At 67.4% G+C, this 22,140-nt stretch carries 20 protein-coding genes; 11 read left to right on the top strand and 9 right to left on the bottom strand.

The annotated features are described in order from the left end of the window. The 3 genes from ACYAF3_RS16525 to rocR form a co-directional block, all read right to left on the bottom strand. On the bottom strand, positions 1 to 591 hold the full coding sequence (locus ACYAF3_RS16525; RefSeq protein WP_003106016.1) for a GNAT family N-acetyltransferase: 591 nt from the start codon (positions 589 to 591) through the stop codon (positions 1 to 3). A gap of 214 nt (positions 592 to 805) precedes the next feature. Continuing rightward, complete coding sequence (locus tag ACYAF3_RS16520; RefSeq protein WP_043096890.1) at positions 806 to 4,444, bottom strand: transporter substrate-binding domain-containing protein; 3,639 nt, start codon at positions 4,442 to 4,444, stop codon at positions 806 to 808. Positions 4,445 to 4,545: 101 nt separating this feature from the next. Next, positions 4,546 to 5,724, bottom strand: a complete 1,179-nt coding sequence (gene rocR, locus ACYAF3_RS16515; protein ID WP_003106013.1) for a two-component system response regulator cyclic di-GMP-specific phosphodiesterase RocR — start codon at positions 5,722 to 5,724, stop codon at positions 4,546 to 4,548. Positions 5,725 to 6,005: 281 nt separating this feature from the next. Between rocR and ACYAF3_RS16510 the strand changes: the two genes are divergently transcribed. Beyond that, positions 6,006 to 6,635: a response regulator transcription factor gene (locus ACYAF3_RS16510; RefSeq protein WP_043096889.1), complete on the top strand. Its 630-nt coding sequence runs from the start codon at positions 6,006 to 6,008 to the stop codon at positions 6,633 to 6,635. Between the two features lie 358 nt (positions 6,636 to 6,993). Continuing rightward, a complete protein-coding gene (locus tag ACYAF3_RS16505; RefSeq protein WP_043096888.1) occupies positions 6,994 to 8,169 on the top strand; it encodes a TIGR03862 family flavoprotein in 1,176 nt (391 codons plus the stop codon). A gap of 22 nt (positions 8,170 to 8,191) precedes the next feature. Here the strand turns inward: ACYAF3_RS16505 and ACYAF3_RS16500 are convergent, their stop codons facing one another. The 3 genes from ACYAF3_RS16500 to ACYAF3_RS16490 all read right to left on the bottom strand — a co-directional run bounded on the left by ACYAF3_RS16500 (position 8,192) and on the right by ACYAF3_RS16490 (position 10,904). Next, positions 8,192 to 9,541 carry an RNA helicase RhlE1 gene (locus tag ACYAF3_RS16500; protein WP_043096887.1) on the bottom strand — a complete coding sequence of 450 codons (1,350 nt, stop codon included), beginning with the start codon at positions 9,539 to 9,541 and terminating at the stop codon, positions 8,192 to 8,194. A 77-nt stretch (positions 9,542 to 9,618) separates the two neighbouring features. Next, entirely contained in the window at positions 9,619 to 10,122 is a 504-nt protein-coding gene (locus ACYAF3_RS16495) for a LabA-like NYN domain-containing protein (protein WP_003093104.1), read from the bottom strand. A gap of 65 nt (positions 10,123 to 10,187) precedes the next feature. Then, a complete protein-coding gene (locus ACYAF3_RS16490) occupies positions 10,188 to 10,904 on the bottom strand; it encodes a DUF2076 domain-containing protein (protein ID WP_024947601.1) in 717 nt (238 codons plus the stop codon). Between the two features lie 99 nt (positions 10,905 to 11,003). On the opposite strand from ACYAF3_RS16490, the gene ACYAF3_RS16485 reads away from it, so the two are divergent. The 4 genes from ACYAF3_RS16485 (at position 11,004) to ACYAF3_RS16470 (ending at position 14,078) form a co-directional block, all read left to right on the top strand. Next, complete coding sequence (locus ACYAF3_RS16485; RefSeq protein WP_049308061.1) at positions 11,004 to 11,585, top strand: cysteine hydrolase family protein; 582 nt, start codon at positions 11,004 to 11,006, stop codon at positions 11,583 to 11,585. Positions 11,586 to 11,742: 157 nt separating this feature from the next. Continuing rightward, the gene (gene sfnG, locus ACYAF3_RS16480) at positions 11,743 to 12,837 is read left to right on the top strand and encodes a dimethylsulfone monooxygenase SfnG (RefSeq protein WP_003093107.1); all 1,095 of its coding nucleotides are present in this window, start codon (positions 11,743 to 11,745) and stop codon (positions 12,835 to 12,837) included. Between the two features lie 83 nt (positions 12,838 to 12,920). Then, entirely contained in the window at positions 12,921 to 13,577 is a 657-nt protein-coding gene (locus tag ACYAF3_RS16475) for a DUF7847 domain-containing protein (protein WP_003106831.1), read from the top strand. 66 nt (positions 13,578 to 13,643) lie between these two features. After that, positions 13,644 to 14,078, top strand: coding sequence for a VOC family protein (locus ACYAF3_RS16470; RefSeq protein ID WP_003106829.1), 435 nt, complete (start codon positions 13,644 to 13,646; stop codon positions 14,076 to 14,078). A gap of 6 nt (positions 14,079 to 14,084) precedes the next feature. On the opposite strand, the gene ACYAF3_RS16465 is transcribed toward ACYAF3_RS16470, so the two are convergent. Further along, complete coding sequence (locus ACYAF3_RS16465; protein WP_003106828.1) at positions 14,085 to 14,921, bottom strand: SDR family oxidoreductase; 837 nt, start codon at positions 14,919 to 14,921, stop codon at positions 14,085 to 14,087. A 61-nt stretch (positions 14,922 to 14,982) separates the two neighbouring features. Here ACYAF3_RS16465 and ACYAF3_RS16460 point away from each other — a divergent pair, with 61 nt between their 5' ends. From ACYAF3_RS16460 to ACYAF3_RS16450, 3 genes are all read left to right on the top strand, one after another. After that, the gene (locus ACYAF3_RS16460; RefSeq protein ID WP_033983909.1) at positions 14,983 to 16,122 is read left to right on the top strand and encodes an endonuclease/exonuclease/phosphatase family protein; all 1,140 of its coding nucleotides are present in this window, start codon (positions 14,983 to 14,985) and stop codon (positions 16,120 to 16,122) included. An 89-nt stretch (positions 16,123 to 16,211) separates the two neighbouring features. Further along, positions 16,212 to 16,946, top strand: a complete 735-nt coding sequence (locus ACYAF3_RS16455) for a substrate-binding periplasmic protein (RefSeq protein WP_003106825.1) — start codon at positions 16,212 to 16,214, stop codon at positions 16,944 to 16,946. Positions 16,947 to 16,969: 23 nt separating this feature from the next. Next, positions 16,970 to 17,377, top strand: a complete 408-nt coding sequence (locus ACYAF3_RS16450) for a hypothetical protein (protein ID WP_003118266.1) — start codon at positions 16,970 to 16,972, stop codon at positions 17,375 to 17,377. Positions 17,378 to 17,387: 10 nt separating this feature from the next. Here ACYAF3_RS16450 and hrpB read toward each other — a convergent pair whose 3' ends face one another. After that, positions 17,388 to 19,904, bottom strand: coding sequence for an ATP-dependent helicase HrpB (gene hrpB, locus ACYAF3_RS16445; RefSeq protein ID WP_043543038.1), 2,517 nt, complete (start codon positions 19,902 to 19,904; stop codon positions 17,388 to 17,390). Positions 19,905 to 20,045: 141 nt separating this feature from the next. Here hrpB and ACYAF3_RS16440 point away from each other — a divergent pair, with 141 nt between their 5' ends. Next, positions 20,046 to 20,462, top strand: coding sequence for a hypothetical protein (locus tag ACYAF3_RS16440; protein ID WP_003093116.1), 417 nt, complete (start codon positions 20,046 to 20,048; stop codon positions 20,460 to 20,462). 88 nt (positions 20,463 to 20,550) lie between these two features. Beyond that, entirely contained in the window at positions 20,551 to 21,447 is an 897-nt protein-coding gene (fieF, locus tag ACYAF3_RS16435) for a CDF family cation-efflux transporter FieF (protein WP_003093118.1), read from the top strand. Here the strand turns inward: fieF and ACYAF3_RS16430 are convergent. Continuing rightward, a complete protein-coding gene (locus ACYAF3_RS16430; RefSeq protein ID WP_003161872.1) occupies positions 21,440 to 22,123 on the bottom strand; it encodes a DUF6515 family protein in 684 nt (227 codons plus the stop codon). The genes fieF and ACYAF3_RS16430 overlap by 8 nt on opposite strands. Between the last annotated feature and the right edge of the window lie 17 nt (positions 22,124 to 22,140).

Here is a 22,140-nt window from a genome sequence, read left to right as displayed (position 1 = left end):
TCATCTGCGAAGCCAGTCCTCGCGCGTCAACCGGTACAGCACATGATGCCGCAAGCGGTGGCCGGGAGGCAGGTCGGGATGCTCGAAGTCGTCGGTGGGATCGCGATGCATCCCCAGGCGCTCCATCAGCCCCAGGGAGTTCTCGTTGGCCGGTACGGTGAAAGCCACCACCTGGTCCAGGCCAAGGGTATCGAAGGCGTAGCTCAGCGCCGCCTCGGCCGCCTCGTGGGCGAAGCCCTCCGCCCAATGCTCGGCGGCGAGACGCCAGCCGATGGCCACCGCGGGTACGAAGGGCGCATCGAAGTCCACGACCTCCAGCCCCACGTAGCCGATGAAAGGATCGCCGCCCTTGACCTGCAGCGCCCACCAGCCAAAACCGTGCTCGGCGAAGTGCGCGTCGATGCGGCGCAGCAACGCGTCGCTCTGGGCACGATCCAGGCAGGACGGAAAGAACTCCATCACCAGTGGATCGGCATTCAGCTCGGCGAACCTGGCCCGGTCCTGCACCAGCCAGGGCCGCAGGATCAGACGGTGGGTATACAGCCGTGGCGAGCGAAGATGCTCGATGCTCAGGCTGGTCAGGTCGGCCATCGCTTGGTTCCTTTCGTTCAACGCACTCCAGAAGGACTATCTGACCGCAGGAATCGGCTGGGGTGCCCGCGAGGGCGGTATTCCGATCTTTGGTCAGGCTCCGCGGAAAAGGCTCCCCAACCGGAGTGTAGTCTTTTCCGCGCCTGGACATGCCCGATCCTCGGGCAAAGCGATGACGATTGGTTTACCGCCCGGGCAACGGGCGCGGGCCACGTCAATCCGTGCACTCTTCCACCAGGCTTTCGTCCAGGGCGAGGATCGCCAGTTTCACCCCAACGGCGCACTCTTCCACCCAGGCGAACGAGGCGTTCGGGCTGAGGCAGGCATCCTCGAGGCGCCGGCAGCTTTCCACCAGTTGCTCGCCACGCACCACCCTCGCCGCGCCCTTGATCCGATGCGCCAGCTCGGCCAGTTCGCCGGTCTCCTGGCGTTGCACCAGTCCCTCGAGGGTCTCCAGGTCCTTGCGGTTGCTGGTCAGCAGTTCGTCGAGCAGCCGCCTGAGCATCGTCGGCTCGCCGCCGGTCAGCGCATGCAGGGAATCCAGGTCGTAGAGACGGGGGGCCGTCGGTATGGCGACGGGTTCGGCATCGATGGTGACGGGCAGCTCGTCGGCGGCGAAGCCCAGGGCCAGCAGGCGCTCCTCGAGGACATCGAGGCCGATGGGCTTGATCAGGCACTCGTTCATTCCAGCCTGGATGCAGCGCTCGATCTCCTCCGGCTGGGCGTCCGCGGTGAGGCCGATGATGACCACCGGCTCCTCGCCATTCTCGCGCTCCTCCTGGCGGATCGAGCGGGCAAGGTCGGAGCCGCTCATCAGCGGCATGTGGCAGTCGGTGATGACCATGTCGAACGGTTGCCCATGCCACAGGTTGAGAGCGCTCAGGCCGTTCTCCGCTTCCTCCACGTCATGACCGAGGAAGCTCAGCTGTTGATGGAGGATCTGCCGGTTGACCGCATGATCGTCCACCACCAGCACCTGCAACCGCCGCGCCTGGCGACTGCCGAGCGGGATCGCCCGCACGTTCTCGACGATCGGTTCCAGCACCTGCAGGCGCAGCTCGACGTCGATCCGCGTACCCTGCCCCAGCTCGCTGCTCATCACCAGGCGCCCTCCCATCATTTCGCACAGCGAGCGCGAGATCACCAGGCCGAGCCCGGTGCCCTCGGTGTTCTGCAGGTTGCGGTTGACCTGGGCGAAAGGCCGGAACAACTGCTGCTGGTCGCCCAGGGAAATACCGATGCCGGTGTCTTCCACACAGAGATTGACCTGCAACAGCGACGGCTCCACCTGGCGGCCATCGATGCGGATGCGGATCGAGCCCTCGTCGGTGAACTTGATCGCGTTGCTGACCAGGTTGGAGAGGATCTGCTTGAAGCGCATGGCATCCAGCAGTACGTCGCCGTTGATGCTCGAATCGATCTCCAGCACCAGGCTCAGGCGCTTTTGCCGGGCCAGGCCTTCGAATACCCGTGCCACCGATTCCACCAGCTCGCGCAGGTTGGCCCGTTTCGGCGACAGGCTGAGGCGACCTGACTCGATGCGGGCGATGTCGAGAATATCGCCGATCAGCTCCAGCAGGCTCTTCGCCGAGGCATAGGCGATCTCGATGCTGGAACGGTCCACCCGACCGGTCTCGGCACGCTTGAGCGCCAGTTCGAGGATACCGATCACCGCGTTCATCGGCGTGCGGATCTCGTGGCTCATGGTCGCCAGGAAGGTGGTCTTGGCCCGGCTCGCTTCGTCGGCCAGATTCTTTGCCTCTTCCAGCTCATCGATCAACTGGCGGTGCTCGGTGATGTCCAGCCAGCCACAGATGACACCGCGGATGGTCCCGCTGGAATCGCGGAACGGCTGGATCCAGTGGTCGATCCAGCGCTCCCGACCGCCCAGCACCACCGGGTAGACCGCCTCGATGGTCCTGCCCTCGCGCATGGCCATCAGGTAGCTGCGATGGAACTCCGGAGCGGTCTCGAAGTTTTCCATGGGCAGTTCGAGCACGGTGCGGTTCATCACCTCCTCGGAACTCAAGCCGACGCTCTGCAGGTAGCTGCGGTTGCAGGACAGCATCCGTCCGTTGACATCGCGCACATACAGCGGCGGAGGCATGCAGTCGGTCAGGGCCTCGACGAACCGCAACTGGTCGCTGAGCGCCTGTTCGACCCGCGCGCGCACCCTGATCTGCCGGCGCTGATAAGTGACCCAGCCCAGGCAGAGCAGCAGCAAGGCCGCTGCGATCGCCAGGATCTCGGTGATCACCAGGATGTAGTCGACCCAGGTCTGGCCGCTCATTCCCGGCGGCGAGCGCCAGCGATTGACGATATCGCTCAGGTCGTCCGGCGAGATGCTCAGCAAGGCCTTGTCGAGAATCGACTGGAGTTCGGCGTCGCCTCGGCGAACGGCGAAGTGGGCGGTGGCCGCACCGATGGGAACCAGGTCGGCGATCGCCAGCCTCTCGCGGAACAACCGGACGATGTAGTAGCGAGCGGTGACCAGCGGCACCACCGCCGCGTCGGCCCGTCCTTCGTAGACCAGGTTCATGGCATCCAGCGCGACGCCGACCTCCACCATCGAGGCCTGCGGATAGCGCTCGCGCACCTGTTGCATGCCCACATGGCCGGCGGGAATCGCTATGCGCTTGCCGTCGAGGCTCCCGGGGCTCTCCGCGCGTCCCTTGTCGTCCGCCCGGGTGACGAGGACGTACGAGGTGGACAGGAACGAGCGGGTGAAACGCAGCATTTCCTCGCGCTTGCTGCTGCGGCTCATGATCGCCAGGTCCGCCTCCTTCCTGGCCAATACGCCGATCTGCTCGGGGAAGCCGCCACTGCGAGGCGTGACCTGGAAATGCAGGCCGGTGCGGCGGGAAATCATGTCCAGCAGGTCGGAGGCGATGCCCGAGAAGGTCTCGTCGGAATTGAAGAAGGCCAGCGGCGCCAGGTCGTCGTTGATGACCAACCGCACCACCGGGTGGCGAGCGATCCAGCGACTCTCCTGCGGCGTCAGCGCGATACGCTGGCCCGTTGGCAGGGAACCGCTGCCGACCCAGCGCCTGGCGATGCTTTCGAGACGGTCCTGGTTGATCGCGCCGATGGCCGAGTTGACGACGCGCAACAGGTTCGTGTCGCCGCGACGAAGGAGGAAGCCGTAGCCCCCTTCCAGGCGGGCATCGGCAAACCGCTCGAACCTCACGTAGCCGTAATAGGACCGATTGATCCGGTGGTAGGCGCTGAGCACATCGTCGAGATACAGGTCGGTATGTCCGAAAGCCACCGCGGCAACGGCCTCGTCATGGCTGCCGAAGACCACGAAACGCGCCCGCGGGAAACGCTGGCGCAATTCCCCGACATGCTCCCGGGCCACCGCCACGCTGAGTCCGGCGAGATCCTCCGGCGAGTTGCGCTTTTCCCCCATCCGCTTGAACACCGCCAATCGATCACGGGCATAGGGTTGGCTGAGCACCAGGGAGGAATCACCCGCCGAGCTGTAATGGCTGCCAAGCAGGTCGATCTTTCCGGCAGCGAGCGCCGCCACGGCATCCGCATGGGTATCGAAGCTCACGACCTTGATGCGCATGCCGAGCAACTGCCCGACCAGCGTGGCGACGTCCGCCGTTATGCCTTCGTAGTTCTCGTCGTCGAGCCGGACGTTGAAGGGCGAGGTCTCGTCCAGCGCCGCGCCGAGCCTCAGGTGACCCTTGTGACGCAGCCAGGCCCAGTCGTCCTCGGCGATCGCCATGTCCTCGTGCTCGATGCGCAACTGGCTGAACAGCGTCAGGGACGGATGCGCTTCGACGGCGAACAGGCGTCCGCCCGACAGCAGCAGGCAGAAGAACAGCAGGAATAGTTTTGATCGCATGAAAGGTCTGTGCGGCAGGGCCGGCAGTTGTATGGAAAGGAAACGCGTCCGGCGCGAGGCCCGGCGTTCGGCTAGAGGCAGCCGAGGCCAGGGCGGCGGCGTCAGGATCCGGAGCAATAGTCGAGAAAGTGCTGTTCCGGCATCGGCCGGGCGAACAGATAGCCCTGGGCTATGGAGCAACCGAGTTCGATCAGGCGTACCCGTTGTTCGTCGCTCTCCACCCCTTCCACCACCAGGGAAATTCCCAGCGCCTGCGCCAACGCCACGACACTGCTGATGACGGCGCAACTCCTGGGCTGGGTCTTCATCTTCTGGACGAAGGTTCTGTCCAGCTTGATCTGGCTGAAGGGAAACTCGCAGAGCCGGTCGAGGGACGAATAGCCGGCGCCGAAATCGTCCATCGCCAGGCCGCAGCCCATGATCCGCAGACGCACGAGGTTCTCCAGGCTGCTGGCAGGAGCGCTGATCAACCCGGTCTCGGTGATCTCGAACATCACCGAACTGGGCGGCAGGTGGAACTCGGTCAGCAACGCCGAGATGTTCTCGGCCAGGGCACGCGAACCCAGTTGCGAAGGATGGACGTTGAACGCCAGGTTGATCGGCTGCCCCAACTGCGCCAGCTTCCTGCGCGTCGCCAGCCCCTGGCTGAACAGTTGCCAGAACAGCTTGTCGACCAGGTTGTAGGTTTCCATCACATAGAGGAAATGCGACGGCGGCAATACGCCGAGATGCGGGTGGTTCCAGCGTGCCAGGACCTCGGCGCCGATCAGGCCGCCGCCATCCAGGGCCACCTTGGGCTGGTAGTAGGCTTCGAACTCGCCGTTGTCGAGGCCGCGCACCACGTCCGCCACGGAGGGCAGCTCGGCGACTTCGATCTGTCGCGGCAGGTCCTGGCGACGAGCGTTGTAGCGGGTCAACAGGGCGGTGATCCGCTCCAGGCTGAATGGCTTGCCGAGGTCGCCGAGAAAATTGAGGCCCAGGCACTCGATCATCGAAATGGTGGCCTGGCGCAGGATGGGATCCACCTCGCTGCTGAGGATCACCGAATGGACCTTGCCGCTCAGGCTTGCGTGGCGAAGGAACGCCAGGCCGTCCATGCCGCTCATCTGCAGGTCGCAGATGGCGATGTCGACGTGTCCGCAGGACTCCAGGATCGCCACCGCCTCCTTGCCGTCCGCCGCCTCGAGGATCGATCCGGGCACCACTTTCTTCAGGGCTGTGACGGCTACCAGGCGCTGAAAAGGCTCATCCTCCAACACCAGAACATTCAAATCATTCATCACGGTCCACACAGGGTTTCCAGGAAATACCGGCGATATACTGCTGTGTTTCCCTTACTAGACCTATGGGACAAGTCCCCATGTTTTGTGGGAATTTTCCTACTGATTTGGAGGTTCGGTTGGATTAGCATGGTTCCACATGAAAAACCGAGTCGCCCCGCCTTAACAGGCTATTCTGGACGGCGATCTCGGCCTAGCGCCCAACATGGATGACCACCGGCGGCAGCGCCCGGGAAATCGAATCCCGACCCTGTCCCGGTCCCTCAAGGTAAATCGAATTTATGCATACCGTCCTGATCGTCGACGACCACCCCGTCATCCGTCTCGCCGTGCGCGTCCTGCTGGAAAAGCATGGTCTGCAGGTGGTCGCCGAGACGGACAATGGCGTGGATGCCATCCAGTTGGTCCGGGAGCACGAACCGGACGTGGTGATTCTCGACATCGGCATTCCCAAACTCGATGGCCTGACCGTGATCTCGCGGATCAAGTCCCTGGGACTGCGTAGCCAGGTGCTGGTACTCACTTCGCAATCCGCAGAGGCGTTCTGCAAGCGCTGCATCCAGGTCGGTGCCCGTGGATTCGTCAACAAGGAAGAAGACCTGAACAACCTGATCAACGCCCTGAACGCGGTGACCGCTGGCTACACGTTCTTTCCTTCGCTCACGTTCGATACCCTCGGCACCCCGCCGGAACGCATTTCCGAAAGCGAGCTTATCGGCCTGCTCTCCGACCGCGAGATGATCGTCCTCCAGCATCTCGCCATGGGCTATTCGAACAAGGCCATCGGCGAGAAGCTGTTCCTCAGCAACAAGACCGTCAGCACCTACAAGACCCGCCTGCTGCAGAAGCTCGGCCTGGGTTCGCTGGTCGACCTCGCAGAGTTCGCCAAGCGCAATTCGCTGATCAACTGACCTGGCGCTTCGCTGTCGAAGCCCAGGCCTAGGCACCTTCGAGCAAGCGCGGCCGGAAGCCGTTCCTGCCACGCCACGAGCATCGGCGGATTTCCACAAAGCATGTGGATCCGCCTGTGGATAAGGTGCGAAAAACGCTCCGTGCAGCGCATCGTGCCTGGCCTTGCGACGCTTGATCAGTTCCTGACCAGGCGCACGGCGAGCGGACCAGGTGGCATCGACAAGGCTCGGAGGCGGTCTTCGCCTCGGTTACACTGCACGCCGGTTTCCCCAGGTCTCGCTCGTCGTCCACATGCCCAGTCAAGCATCCTCCCCTTCCCCCCAGGTCGCCATCGTCGGCGGCGGTCCCGCAGGCCTGATGGCCGCGGAGGTCCTGAGCCAGGCGGGCGTACGCACGGAAGTGTTCGACGCCATGCCCTCGGTCGGCCGGAAATTCCTCCTCGCGGGCGTCGGCGGCATGAACATCACCCATGCCGAGGCCAGGGAACAATTCCTCGGCCGCTATGGCAGGCGCCAGAAGGAAATCGCCGCACTGCTCGGCGAATTCGACGCGGATGCGTTGCGCGCCTGGATCCACGGCCTGGGTATCGACACCTTCGTCGGCAGTTCCGGCCGGGTGTTCCCCTCCGACATGAAGGCCGCCCCGTTGCTCCGTGCCTGGCTCAAGCGCCTGCGCGAGCAAGGCGTGCTCATCCACACCCGCTGCCGTTGGCTGGGCTGGAACGCGGACGGTACGCTGGACATCCAGAGCGCCGCCGAGCGCCTGTCGATACGGGCCGACGCCGTGATCCTGGCGCTCGGTGGCGGCAGTTGGCAGCGCCTGGGCTCCGACGGCGCCTGGGTGCCCCTGCTGCGCGCCCGTGGCATCGAGGTCGAGCCCCTGCGGCCAAGCAATTGCGGTTTCGAGATCGGCGGCTGGAGCGAGCTGTTTCGCGACAAGTTCTCCGGCGCTCCGGTCAAACCGGTGGCCATGGGACTGGCGGGCGAAACGCCGCGCCAGGGCGAATTCGTCGTGACCCGCGACGGTATCGAGGGCAGCCTGGTCTATGCCCTCTCCGCCGCCATCCGCGAACGGATCGAGGCACAGGGATCGGCCGAAGTATGGCTGGACTTGTTGCCGAACAGGCGTCGCGAGCAGATCGAGGCAGCCCTGGCTCGCCCGCGCGGTTCCAGGTCGATGGCCAATCACCTGCGCAGCCAGTTGGGCATCGATGGGGTTCGGGCCGGCCTCCTGCGTGAACTCACCCCCGCCGCCACCTATGCCGAGCCGGCCCGCCTGGCGGCGGCGATCAAGCGCCTGCCGCTGACGCTGCTGCGCCCGCGTCCGCTGGACGAAGCGATCAGCAGCGCCGGCGGCGTGCGCTTCGAGGCGCTCGACCGCAACCTGATGCTCGCTGGCTTGCCCGGCGTGTTCTGCGCCGGGGAAATGCTCGACTGGGAGGCGCCCACCGGCGGCTACCTGTTGACCGCCTGCTTCGCCAGCGGGCGCGTAGCCGGACTCGGCGCGCTGGCCTGGTTGCGCGGCAGGCGCTAGAGGCCAGTACGCCAGCGCCTCGCTATTTGCCGGACGGCCGCTTCTTCGGCTTGCCCGCCGCGCCCGCGCCGAAGCCCGGCGCCTTGCGCACCGCCTTGACCGTCGGCGCGCTGCTGTCGAACCAACTGCCCAAGTGGATCTTGCCGGGCTTGCCGGCGCTCTCCGCGGCCTTGGGTTTCTTCGGCTTCTTCGGTTTCTTCAGCACCACGCCGCCCGGCGCGGTCTGCGGCACCCGGTGCTCCGGCTCGAAGTCGGGCTCCTCGCGGCGCTGCAGGGTCTGCCCGATCAGTGTCTCAATCGCCGCCAGCAGCTCCACTTCGTCGGCGCAGACCAGCGACACCGCCTGGCCGGAGGCACCGGCACGGCCGGTACGGCCGATGCGATGCACGTAGTCCTCGGCGACGATCGGCAGGTCGAAGTTGACCACCAGCGGCATTTCCTCGATATCCAGGCCACGCGCGGCCACGTCGGTGGCTACCAGCAGGTCTACCTCGCCGGCCTTGAACCGCTGCAAGGCGCGCAGCCGCGCCGGCTGCGGCTTGTCGCCATGGATCGAGTCGGCGGCGATACCCTGGCTCTGCAACAGTCCGACCAGTTCCTCGACGCTCTTGCGGGTCTTGGCGAAGACCAGCGCCTGGCGCCAGCGATTGGCCTGCAACAGGTGGCAGAACAGCTCGGCCTTGCGCTTCTTGTCCACCGGCACCAGCCATTGCCTGATGCTCTTCGCCGCGGTATTGCGCGGACTGACCTCGATGGACAGCGGGTCGCGCAGCAGTTCGCGGGCCAGCGTGCGGATGGCGTCGGAGAAGGTCGCGGAAAACAGCAGGGTCTGGCGCTTGCGCGGCAGCGCGGCGAACAGTTCGTCCAGCTCGCGGGCGAAACCGAGGTCGAGCATGCGATCGGCTTCGTCCAGCACCAACGCCTGGAGCTGGGCGAACTTCACCGCGTTCTGCCGATACAGGTCGAGCAGCCGCCCGGGAGTGGCGACGAGGATATCCACTCCCTTGCGCAGCTTCATCATCTGCGGGTTGATGCTGACCCCACCGTAGGCCACCGCGGTACGCAGCGGCAGGTGCTGGCCGTAGTCGCGGACGCTGGCGTGGACCTGCTCGGCCAGTTCGCGGGTCGGAACCAGGACCAGTGCACGCACCGAGTTCGCAGCGACCTGCGGCCCCTCCAGGGTCAGCCGCTGCAGCAACGGCAGGGCGAAACCGGCGGTCTTGCCGGTGCCGGTCTGTGCTGCGGCGAGCAGGTCGCGGCCCTTGAGCGCCGGGGGTATGGCTTGGGCCTGGATCGGCGTAGGCGTGCCGTGGCCGAGCCCTTCGAGGGCCTTGAGCAGGGGGTCGAGCAGACCGAGGGAAGCGAACGTCATGAGCGACTCGGAAAAAAGGAAACGGACGGCATTCTAGCGGATTCGCCGTCTCCCATCGTCCTCTGGAGCGCGGCCGGTCAGCCCTTGAGCAGCAGTCCGCCCTCGATCGGCACGTAGCGCGACGCCGCGCGGATCAGCGCGTTGGCGGTCAGGCCAGGCACCCCGTAGGCCGTAGCCACGACGCCGTGGGCGCGGATGACCTTCTCCAGCAGCAGATCGAAGTCGCCGTCACCGGAGAGCAGCACCACTTCATCCACCCGCGGCGCGGCATCCAGTACGTCGATGGTGATGCCGACATCCCAGTCACCCTTGGCCGAGCCGTCGGCACGCTGGATGTAGGGCTTCAGCTTCACCGTGAAACCGAGGTTGCGCAGAATCTGCTGGAACTGTTGCTGACGCGGGTCGCCGCGGTCGATGGCGTAGGCATAGGCCTCGACGATGCTCCCGCCGCGAGCGATGTCTGCCCACAGGGCGGCGTAGTTGAGATGGCAGCCGTAGGCCTGGCGCACGGTGTAGTAGAGGTTCTGCACATCGGCGAAGACAGCGATCTTCTTCGCCGCGGGCGACTCGGGACGACTCAAGGGGAACTCCGGAACGACGGCAGTGGGCCACCATTATCGCAGCCCACGGCCCGCAACCCTAACGGTCAGGTGAACAAATCGTCGTCGCCGAGGAAGCTGGAGTCGTCGTTGAAGTCGCTATCGCTGAAATCGCCATCGGCGAAACCGCCGTCGGCGGGATAGTCGCTATCGGCGAAGCGCTCGGTTGCCGGCTCGGGATCGGCAAACTGGCTGGCGTCGAGGTTATCCACCGGGACGTCCTGGATCACCTCGACGATTTCCTGCGGCTGGCTGTGGCGGAACATGCCGGTGAGCAGGTCGGCCACCAGCATCCCGCCAGCGACCCCGGCGGCCGTCTGCAGCGCGCCGCCGAGAAAGCCGCTGGCCCGCGAAGGCGCGGCCGCCGCGGCGGGCGCCATACCCGGACGCATGTCGCCGGTCGCCGCCGCCGGATTGGAGAAACGCGTCTCGCCCCAGCCCGCCGGGCGCCCCGATTGGCTCGGCGCCGGCTCGTCGCGCGCGCCGCCGCCGAACAGGCCGGAGAGGAAACCGCCGCTGCTCGGACGGCTCTGCTGCAACTGGGCGACCTGCGCCTCGAGTTCCTTCACCCGTTGGTCGAGGCGCTTCAGCGCGGCTTCCTGGATCAGCACCACCTGCGCCATGTAGTACGGCGCCGCCGGCTGCCGCACCAGGTGCTGGTTGATCTGCGCCTCGGCCTCGGCGTCACGCGGAGCGGACTGCCCCTCGGCCTCGCGCAGGCGGCTGAACAGGCCGTCGATCAGGGTTTTCTCATCGGATTTCATCGCACGCCTCGACTGCATTTCGAGAAGGAAGGATGGATTGCACCAAAGGGAAATATTGGAGCACCCTGCACGATCTCAAGTTCCTCCGGTGAATTCCCGATGAATGACGATGCCCAGCGCTCCGCACGGTCCCAGGTCGCCCTGCTGATCGTCGACCTGCAACGCGGCATGCAGCGCCACGACCTGCCGCCGCGCAACAATCCCGGCGCCGAGGCGCGCATCGTCGAACTGCTTGCCGCCTGGCGCGTCGCCGGCTGGCCGGTGGTGCACGTCCGGCACGTATCCCGGCAGCCCGGCTCGCCCTTCGCGCCCGGCCAGCCTGGCGTGGAGTTCCAGCCAGCGCTGGCGCCGCGCGACGACGAGGCGGTGTTCGAGAAGAACGTTCCCGACGCCTTCATCAACAGCGGCCTGCAACGCTGGCTCCATGTCCGCGACATCCGCCAGGTGGCGCTCGTCGGGGTAGCCACGGAGAACTCGGTGGAAGCCAGCGCACGCAGCGCCGGCAACCTCGGCTTCCAGACCTGGGTAGTGGCCGACGCCTGCTTCACCTTCGCCAAGCCCGATTTCCACGGCACCCCGCGCAGCGCCGACGAGGTGCATGCGATGGCGTTGGCCAACCTGCACGGCGAGTACGCCGTGGTTCTGCGCGCCGCCGAACTGTTGCAGCGCTTGCCGGCCTGACTGTCTGCCGGGCAACAGCGGGACAACAGGGCTGTCCGGCAGAAGACAGGCCGGTTCCGCCATATCCCCCATAAGCCATTGATTCGAAAACATGAATCCGGGATGGCACGGTTCCTTCATAGACACCGGACCACGCCCCTACCCGGAGATACCCCCGATGAGCCAAGAGCAACAGCCGATCCGCTTCGCCTACTGGGTCCCCAACGTCAGCGGCGGCCTGGTGGTGAGCAAGATCGAGCAACGCACCAGCTGGGACATCGACTACAACCGCAAGCTGGCCCAGTTGGCGGAACGCAACGGCTTCGACTACGCCCTCTCGCAGATCCGCTTCACCGCCGGCTACGGCGCCGAGTACCAGCACGAGTCGGTGGCCATCAGCCACGCCCTGCTGGCGGCCACCGAGAAGCTCAAGGTGATCGCGGCGATCCTGCCTGGCCCCTGGCATCCGGCGGTGGTGGCCAAGCAACTGGCGACGATCGACCAACTGACCAATGGCCGGGTCGCGGTGAACATCGTCAGCGGCTGGTTCAAGGGAGAGTTCACCGGCATCGGCGAACCCTGGCTGGAGCACGACGAACGCTATCGGCGCTCCGAGGAGTTCATCCGCGTGCTGAAAGGCATCTGGACCGAGGAAAACTTCACCTTCAAGGGCGATTTCTATCGTTTCCACGACTACACCCTGAAACCCAAGCCGATCCAGCAGCCGCACCCGGAAATCTTCCAGGGCGGCAGCTCGCGGGCGGCGCGGGACATGGCCTCGCGCGTGTCCGACTGGTACTTCACCAACGGCAACAGCATCGACGGCATCCGCGCCCAGGTCGAGGACATCCGCGCCAAGGCGGCGGCCAACGGCCATTCGGTCAAGGTCGGAGTGAACGCCTTCATCATTGCCCGCGACACCGAGGAGGAAGCGCGGGCGGTGCTCGACGAGATCATCGCCAAGGCCGACTACGAGGCGGTGAACGCCTTCGGCGACGCGGTGAAACAGGCCGGCAAGGCCTCGCCGGAGGGCGATGGCAACTGGGCCAAATCCACCTTCGAAGACCTGGTGCAATACAACGACGGCTTCAAGACCAACCTGATCGGCACGCCACGGCAGATCGCCGAGCGCATCGTCGCGCTGAAGGCGGCCGGGGTCGACCTGGTGCTGTCGGCCTTCCTGCACTTCCACGAAGAAGTGGAGTATTTCGGCAAGCACGTGTTGCCGCTGGTCCGCGAACTGGAGCAGGCCCAGGCTCGCGAAGCGGCCTGAACGGCAACGGCGGCCGCCAGGCGTTGGCCTCGGCGGCCGGCTGGGTTAGAGTCGCGGGCTCGTATCCGATCTGCCGACCCGCGATGAATCCTCTGCTGCCGCTGCGTGACGCCTGGTTCTTCTTCACCCGCCACCTGACCACCCTGGTGCCGCTCTGCCTGCCCTGGATATTCCTCGAAAGCCTGCTCCAGCAGCAGATCGACGAAGCCGTCGGCCCCCAGCAGATGGGCGCCTGGAGCCTGGTCGCCGGACTGCTCTTCTACCCGCTCTACACCGCAGCCCTGATCCTGTTCATGGACGCGCGCGGGCGCGACGAGCGGCCTCGCGTCGGCCAGCTGTGGAGCGCCGCGCTGCGCCTGTGGCCAGCCTTCGCGCTACTCGCGGCGCTGACTTCGCTGCTGATCGTGCTCGGCCTGTCGCTGCTGATCCTGCCGGGCATCTTCGTCATGGTGAAGCTGTCCTTCGCCGAATTCTGCCTGGTGCTGCGCGGCCGTAGTCCGCTGCAGGCGCTGCGGGAAAGCTTCGAGTTCACCCGTGGGCGATTCTTCCTGATCCTCGCCTGTTCGCTGGTGATCCTGCTGCCGGTCTGGAGCCTGGAAGCCTGGCTCGCCGATTCGGCCGGCGACGCCGTCGTGCTGCGGGTCGCCCTGCATACGCTCAGCGGGTTCTTCCAGCTGCTGTTGACCATCGTCGCCTTCCGCATCTACAGCCTCGGTCCGGCGCCACGCAACGGGATGTGAACGGCGCCGCGCGCCGATTCGCCGCGCTGGCCTATGCTTGACGAGCCCTGCCTCGAGGAACGGACCATGAGCGACGAATCGGCCAACCCCAGCTGCATTTCCCACCTGTCCATCGGCACCAACGACTTTCCCCGTGCCCGAGCCTTCTACGACGCGGTGATGGCCGCCCTCGGCTGCAAGGTGATCCTCGAATACCCCGGCGCCGTAGCCTACGGCAAGCTCTATCCGGAGTTCTGGGTGCAGGCGCCGATCGACGGCCGTCCCGCCAGCGTCGGCAACGGCAGCCACGTCGGCTTCTTCGCCGACAGCAAGGCCCAGGTCGACGCCTTCCACGCCGCGGCCCTGGCCGCCGGCGCACGCGACGAGGGCGCGCCGGGCCCGCGTCCGCTGTACGGCGAGCCCTACTACGGGTGTTTCATCCGCGACCTCGACGGGCACAAGGTCGAGGCCTCCTACTGGGACATGAGCCAGGGCTTCGACGCCCACGACCACGCCCACTGAGCACCGTCAGGGTTGCGGCTTGAGTCCCGACAGGCGCGGCACCAGCAGCTTTTCGAAGAGACGCGGAAAGAAGCGCGCCAGCAGCCGCGCCCGCCAGTTGACGTTGGACAGCACCAGCAGGCGCCGGCGCCGCGCGGCGCCCTGGAAGATCGCCTCGGCGACCTCCACCGGCGATGCCACCTGGCTGCCCAGCACTTGCACCGGCTGGCGAGTCACCGAGCCATCGCCGACCAGCGCGTTCTTGCGCAGGTCGGTGGCGGTGAATCCCGGGCAGGCCAGGGTCACGCTGACGCCGGTGCCTTCCAGCTCCATCCGCAGGGTGTCGAACAGACCGTGCAAGGCATGCTTGCTGGCGTTGTAGGCGCTGCGGTAGAGCAACGGGGCGAAACCGGTCAGCGAACCGAGCACGACGATCTGTCCGCGCCGTTCGAGCAGGCTCGGCAGCGCCGCGCGGGTGCAATGCACGGCGCCGAAGAAGTTCACCGCCATGACCTTGCGGAAAACCCCCAGGCCGGTTTCGGCGAAGGTACCGCGGTGGGTGATGCCGGCGTTGTTGACCAGCACGTCGATGCCGCCGAAGCGCTCCACCGCCAGCGCCACGGCACGCTCCACCGCATCGGCGTCGGCGACGTCGCAGCGCAGGCCGAGCGCCTCGCCGCCGAGATGGTCGCGCAGGTGCTGGACCAAACTGTCCAGCGCCGCCTGGTCGAGGTCGAGGATCGCCAGTCGCGCACCGGCCCGGGCGAAACGCAGCGCCAGCGCGCGACCGATGCCGGAACAGCCGCCGCTGACCAGCACCACCTTGTGGCGGTAGGCCTGGCTGCTGAATACCTTGCGCGGCATGCGGTACCCTCCCGCTCGAAAAAACGCGAACCCTTGCGTCAATTCGACCTGCAAGGATGAAATGCGCGGCGGCAAGCTCTATGCTCTGGTCCTTTCCAGCATAGTCTCGATTGCGATGTCACTGCCCCGTCTACGCAACCTGCTGTTCGTCGGCCTGCTCCTGCTGGTCGGCGGTGCCCTGCTCGCCAGCTACCTGCTGAGCTGGCAACCCGCCGATCGCGAAGCCGCGCCCCTGCATTGCCAGGGCGCCGCGCCGGCGCTGAAGCCGGGGCAGGCCCTGAAGGTGATGACCTGGAACATCCAGTACCTGGCCGGCAAGCGCTACGTCTTCTGGGACGACCTGCCGGATGCCACCGGCCCGGACCAGCGCCCCACCGCCGAAGACCTGGCGTTCACCCTCGACGAGGTGGTCCGGGTGATCCGCGACGAGCAGCCGGACCTGGTCCTGCTCCAGGAGATCGACGACGGCTCCAGCGCCACCGACGATCAGGACCAACTGGCGCTGATCCAGGAGCGCATCAACGATCTCTACCATTGCAGCGCCCAGGCCTACGAGTGGAAGTCGGCCTTCGTGCCGACGCCGCACATCTTCGGCAGCGTCGGCCGCAAGCAGGCCACCCTGAGCCGCTATCGCATCGATAGCGCCGAGCGGCGCCAGTTGCCGCCACGCGATGGCTGGCTGTTCGACCGCCTGTTCGGGCCGCGCCCGGCGATCCTGGTCAGCCACCTGCCGATCGACGGCGGCGGCGAGCTGGCCGTGCTCAACGCCCGCTTCGACCGCCCGCAGGCGAACGACGACACCCTCGAGCGCCAGGTCGAGACCACCCGTACGCTGCTCGACGAACTGCAGGCCAGGCGCACGCCCTGGCTGCTCGGCGGCGACCTCAACCTGCTGCCGCCCGGCCAGTATCCCTACCTGCTGGCGCCGCTGCGCGCGCCCTACCGGGAAGACAGCGAACTGGCCGTCCTGAGCGGGCGCTTCCCGATGGTGCCGTCGCTGGAAGAGGCCAGTGGCGTCGACCAGGTTCGCTGGTACACGCACTTCCCCAACGACCCACGGGTCCAGGGGCCGGATCGGACCCTCGACTACCTGTTCCACAGCCCCTCGCTGACCCGTCTCGATGCCCGGGTCCGGCGCAGCGATACGCTGCAGATCTCCAACCACCTGCCGCTCGCCGCGCGCTTCCTGCTGCCCCATTGACCGGGCGCGCGCCGGGCTGGACAAGCGGCCCGGCGCGCCGCATGCTTCGCCCCCATTCATAACAACAAAAAACGGCAAGGCCGCACACCATGCCCCTACGCACCACAACGCCCCTGCTCGCGCTGCTGGCGTTCGCCCTGCTGGCCGCCCCGCAGCTCCATGCGCAGGACGCAAGGCCGTCGTTGAACGTCGGCTACTACGAATTCCCCCCCTACATCTATACCGCCCGGGATGGCCACGCCGCCGGTTCCGGCGCCCGCCTGGTCCGCCTGCTGCTGGAGCGGGCCGGCTATCGTCCGGCGTTCCGCGCCCTGCCCAGCGCGCGCCTGTACCTGGGGCTGCAGGATGGCAGCGTGGCGCTGTGGGCCGGCGCGGCCAAGCCGGAGCTGGCCGCCGACACCCTCCAGGCGCGGCGCGTGCTCGGCCACGTCAGCCTGAACCTGTACTACCCGGCGCACCAGCCGGCACCGCGGGTTCCCCAGGACCTGGCCGGACGCCGGCTGATCCTGATCAGCGGCTACAGCTACTGGAAACCGGTCACCGACTTCATCCAGGACCCCAACCTGCACCTGCGCCTGTACCGCACCGGCACCCACCACGCCGCCTTGCGCATGCTCGAACTCGGGCGCGGCGACTACCTGCTCGACTACCAGGCGCCGGTGGAAGCGGCCAGCCGCCAGGCGTTGGCAAGCCAGGAACTGTACCGCCTGCCGCTGCGGATGATCGTCTCGCGCCACATTCCCGGCGCCGAAGCGCTGCGCGACCGCCTGGACCAGGCCTACGACCAGTTGCGGAGCGACGGCGCCGACCTGTCCCTGCTGTGAACCGACCCCGGAGGAGGAGCCCGATGCATACCGCCATCCCCTGCTGCACGATCAACGGCGAACAGCCCGCCCTGCGCGGACAGGTCTGCCAGTCGCTGCTGATCCAGGAATGGTGGTGGGAAGGCCGTCCGGCCGATCCGGTGAACGTGGTCTACCTGCAGTTCGAGCAACGCTGGTATCGCCTCTACTTCGAGGGCGAGACGGTGTTCTGGCGCAGCGGCGAAGCGCCGCGGCCCTGCGAGAACGACGAAGGCCCGGGCGAGTACCGCCTGCACGACCTCGGCCGGCAGCGCGGCCTGGCCGGTGTGCGCCTGCTGGCCTTGGAGTTCGTCCTCAACGGCCCGACCCTGGACAGCCACTTCGACTTCGCCGACGGCCAGCGCCTGAGTTTCCGGCACTTCCTCGACGACGACCTGACCCGGGTGCTCTGAGCGCCGTCGACTACTTGCGTGGCTTGGCCCGGGCAGTGGCCTCGGCCACCAGCGGGTCGTCCGGCCAATAATGCTTCGGATAGCGTCCCTTCAGGTCCTTCCTGACTTCCGCATAGGTGCTGCGCCAGAAGTTCGCCAGGTCCTGGGTCACCTGCACCGGGCGATGCGCGGGTGACAGCAGGTGCAGCTTCACTGCCAGGCGGCCCTGGGCGATGCGCGGAGTGTCGCCGAGGCCGAACAGTTCCTGCAGGCGCGCCGCGAGGATCGGCGGGGTTTCGCTGTAGTCCAGGCGGATGCGCGAGCCGGAGGGGACTTCCAGGGTTTTCGGCGCCCACTCGTCGAGACGCTGCGGTAATGGCCAGGGCAACAGCCCGGCGAGGATCGAAGCCAGGTCGAGGTTGGCGAAGTGAGCCAGGCGGGTGACCTTGCCGAGATAGGCCGGCAACCATTCCTCCAACCGTTCCAGCAACGCGGCGTCGCTGACGTCCGGCCACTCGCTCTCGCCCTTGTCTTCCAGGTCCAGCCGGCGCAGCAAGCCGATGCGCGCCTGCCACTGGCGCAGTTCCGGGGTCCAGGGCAACAGCTCCAGGCCCTTGCGCCGGACCAGGCCGAGCAGCGCCTGGCTGCGCGCCGCTTCGTCGAGGCCGGGTAGCGCCTCGCTGGACAGCACCAGTTCGCCGACCCGGCGCTGGCGCTCGGCGCGCAGCACGCCTTCGCGCTCGTCCCACTGCAGCTCGTCGCGCTGGCTGACCTGCTCCGCCAGGACCGTATCGAACAACCTCGGATCGAGTTCGGCGGCCAGGTAGATCCGCTCTTCGCGCTGGCCCTGGCGGCTGCCCAGATCGGCGATCACCAGCCAGGGCTGCTTCATCAGGCTGTCCGGTTCGCCGAACTGCGCAGCGCGTCCATTGGCCAGCCGGTAGTCGCCGCCACCGGCGCGGCGCTGGCGAGCGATGCGGTCGGGATAGGCGAAGGCCAGCAGGCAACCCAGCCAGCGCGGATGACCGGGATCGACGACCGCCTCGCTGGCGGCGCCGCGCAGGTAACCGCGGAACTGCCGGGCCAGTTGCCGGGCGCGCTGTACCGCGCCGCGCGAGGCGCCAGTGCGGGCCTCGCCGGCGAGCAGGGCGAGACGGCTGTGCAGGTCGGCGCCGCCGCCACGCTGTATGTCACGTTCGCCGAGCAGCGCCGCTACGTCGCAAGCCAGTTCGCCAAGGCCGAGGGCCTGGCCGCGCAGCAGCAGGTGGGCAATGCGCGGATGGGTCGGCAATTCGGCCATCGCCTGGCCATGGGCACTCAACGCGCCGCTGGCGTACAGCGCCCCCAGCCGCCCGAGCAGCTCGCGGGCCTGGGCGTAGGCCGCCGCGGGCGGCGCGTCGAGCCAGGCCAGCTCCTCCGGCGCCACGCCCCAGCGCGCCAGTTGCAGGGCCAGCCCGGCCAGATCGGCCTGGAGGATTTCCGCCGTGCCGTAGGCAGGCAACTGCTCATGCTGGCTCTCCGACCACAAGCGGTAGCATACGCCCGGCTCCAGGCGCCCTGCGCGGCCGGCACGCTGGGTAGCGGAGGCGCGGGAGATGCGCTGGGTCTCCAGGCGGGTCATGCCGCTACCCGGATCGAAGCGCGGCACCCGCGCCAGGCCGGCGTCGATCACCACCCGTACGCCGTCGATGGTCAGGCTGGTCTCGGCGATGTTGGTCGCCAGCACCACCTTGCGCGTGCCCCGCGACGCCGGCTCGATGGCGGCGCGCTGGGCGGCGAGGTCGAGCTCGCCATGCAGCGGGCAGAGCAGCACCTCGGGGCGACCGCCAAGGGCCTCCCGCAAGCCTTCGTGAACGCGGCGGATCTCGGCCTGGCCGGGAAGAAAGACCAGCACGCTGCCGCTTTCCTCCGCCAGCGCCTGGAGCACCGCCTGCTGCACCCGCGGCTCGATGAACTCGCCGGGTTGCGCCGCCCGTCCCCAGCGGATATCCACCGGGAACATGCGGCCCTCGCTGCGCACCACCGGCGCTTCGCCGAGCAGCGCCGCAAGACGCTCGCCCTCCAGGGTCGCCGACATCACCAGCACTTTCAGCGGCGGCTCGTCGCGCAACAGTTCGCGGCCATTGAGAGTCAGCGCCAGGGCCAGGTCGGCATCCAGGCTGCGCTCGTGGAATTCGTCGAAGATCACCAGGCCGACACCGTCCAGCGCCGGGTCGTCTTGCAGGCGACGGGCAAGGATACCCTCGGTGACCACTTCGATGCGGGTCTTCGGGCCGACCCTGCTCTCCAGGCGGATCCGGTAGCCGACGGTCTCGCCGACCTTTTCGCCCAGCTCGGCGGCCAGCCGCTCGGCCGCAGCCCGCGCCGCCAGGCGTCGCGGTTCGAGCATGAGGATGCGTTGGCCGGCGAGCCAGGGCTCGTCGAGCAGGGCCAGCGGCACCCGGGTGGTCTTGCCGGCACCCGGCGGGGCTTCCAGGACGGCCTGGTGTTGTGCGCCAAGGGCCTGGCGCAGGGCGGGAACAACGGCGTCGATGGGTAGGGAAATCATGCTGGCTCCGGACTGACCGACGAAGTATACCGGCGAACCGGCAGGCGCTTTCGACGGTCTTATCGTCATCGTCGCGGCAGAAGATTGCCGAACGCTGGTCGATTGCTATAGTTCGCCGTCATGTTCACCCGGAGGTCATACATGCGCCTTGCCACCCGCGTTTCCTGTGCCGTTCTCAGTGCAGCCCTGCTGAGCCAGTTGTCGGCCTGCGGTACGCTGTTCTACCCCGAGCGACGCGGCCAGATCGACGGTCGCATCGATCCGGCCATCGTCGCCTTCGACGCCATCGGCCTGCTGTTCTATATCATCCCCGGCCTGATCGCCTTCGGCGTCGACTTCGCCACCGGCGCCATCTACCTGCCCGACGCCAAGTACTCGGTCGCCCCGGAAGTGCTCAAGGATGCCGTCGGCGCGGACGGCAAGGTCGACAACCGCAAGCTCAAGGCCATCCTCGAACGCGAGATCGGCCGTGAACTGCCGCTCGACGACCCGCGCCTCATCCGCCACAGCGGCAGCGTCGAGCAACTGGCGGCCTATGGCCTGAAGCCGGCCGCCTGATCCGCCCTCCGAGCGCGACCGTGCGTCAGTGCCCGGTCGCCGCCCGGTTGGTTTACAGTGGCGCCGTCCCTCCTGACAGAAGCGCCCCATGAGTCCCGATTCCCCCCACGCCCGCCTGCTGCGCCTGGCCACCCTGGCCTCGCTCGGTGTCGCCGTCACCCTGGTCATCGGCAAGGCCATTGCCTGGTGGCTGAGCGGTTCGGTGAGCCTGCTCGCCGGCCTCACCGACTCCCTGCTGGACAGTGCCGCCTCGCTGCTCAACCTGCTGGCGGTGCACTATTCGCTACGCCCGGCCGACGACGACCACCGCTACGGCCACGGCAAGGCCGAGGCCCTGGCCGGCCTGGCCCAGGCCATGTTCATCGGTGCCAGCGCGGTGCTGGTGGCTATCCAGGCGGTCGAGCAATTGCGCGACCCGCAGCCCCTCGGCGCGGCCACCTGGGGCATCGCGGTGATGCTGCTGTCGCTGCTGCTCACGGCCCTTCTCCTGGCCTTCCAGACCCACGTCATCCGCCGCACCGGTTCCACCGCGATACGCGCCGACTCGCTGCACTACCGCTCGGACCTGCTGCTCAACGCCAGCATCCTCGTGGCACTGCTCCTGGCCCGCTACGGCTGGCCACAGAGCGACGGCCTGTTCGGCCTGGGCATCGCCCTGTACATCCTCTGGAGCGCCCTGCAGATCGCTCGCGAGTCGGTGTCGATCCTGATGGACCGGGAACTGCCCACCGACATCAGCGAGCGCATGCGCGAACTTGCCTGCAGCGTGCCGGGAGTGCTCGGCGCGCACGACGTGCGCACGCGGATCTCCGGCAACCACTGGTTCGTCCAGTTGCACCTCGAGCTGCCCGGCGAGCTGAGCCTGTCGGTGGCCCACGCCCTGACCGACCGCGCAGTGCTGGCGATCAAGCGCGAATACCCGAAGGCCGAGGTGCTGATCCATGCCGACCCGCAGGAAGTGGTCGGCAAGGAAACCGTCAGTTGACGCTGTAGCCGCGCCCGCTCAGGCAGGCGGCCATGGCCCGGCGGTAGCCGTTGGCGACCTCGGCGGCCGGCGCGTAGGTCGCCCCCGCCGGGTCGAAGCCGCTCTCGCCCACCGCCCAGCGGTGGCACTCGTAGCGGTCGCGGCTCTGCTGGTCGGGCCCCTGGCCGCGCGCGGGGTAGGCCACCACGTCGTAGCCGGTGGCCGGCCCGCTGACCGGATAAACGGGTCCCGCTGCCCGCGGCGGCGGGCTGACCACTTCGTACTCGCGGGTGTCGGCATGCCACAGGTAGTAAGTGCCGGCGGCAAGGAAGTACAGCACGCTGCCCAGCCAGACCTGCTCCGCATAGGGTGGCAGGCTGCGGACGCGCACCCCGCGGGGCGGCACGATCAGCACATAGCGCGGGCCGTCGGGTCGGTACCAGTAGCCGTCGTCGAAGAAATACTCGCCGCCGCGATAGGGCACCCGCAGGTGTCCGCGCGGCAAGGCCTCCACCACCCGGCCCGGACGCCAGTCGGGATGCGGTCCCCAACTGCCGCCATGCGCTTCGCCGCGGCCAGGTCCCGGTTGTCCGTGGGCAACACCGCGCTCGCCGCCGGCTCCACCGCGTCCCCCTCGGCCGTCGTCGGCCTGCGCCTGGACGCACAGGCTCAGCGAGAGAGCGCCCACCCCGAGCATTCGCCACCATCCACCGT

The organism is Pseudomonas sp. TZ252 (genome assembly GCF_056110345.1).
The sequence above is the reverse complement of the archived record's forward strand: the minus strand, read 5'-3'. Positions and strand labels throughout refer to the sequence as shown.